At 70.5% G+C, this 234-nt stretch carries 1 protein-coding gene; it reads right to left on the bottom strand.

What is annotated here, in order from left to right; translation table 11 throughout:
* The coding region (locus ACQG3P_RS24185) for a hypothetical protein (protein ID WP_426806466.1) at positions 1-234 on the bottom strand (234 nt) is incomplete at both ends.

Here is a 234-nt window from a genome sequence, read left to right as displayed (position 1 = left end):
CGGTGGGCCTGCAGCTCCTTGGCCAGCGATTCGGAATGGGCCTTGTCTCCGCGCCGTTCGGGACTCAGCGAGTTGCTGCTGCTCCGCCGCGACAGCGCCAGATAGGCCCGCCTGCGCCCGGTCGGGGCGCCGGCAATGGGCACCAGCGGCGAGGGCAGCCCGGCGACACGGCAGGCCTTGTCCAGGATCAGCGCGTTGGACAGACCGTAGTCTTCCAGCACGTAGACCACCGGG

Source organism: Stenotrophomonas sp. SrG, from assembly GCF_050031795.1.
GTDB lineage: Bacteria > Pseudomonadota > Gammaproteobacteria > Xanthomonadales > Xanthomonadaceae > Stenotrophomonas > Stenotrophomonas rhizophila_A.
The sequence above is the reverse complement of the archived record's forward strand: the minus strand, read 5'-3'. Positions and strand labels throughout refer to the sequence as shown.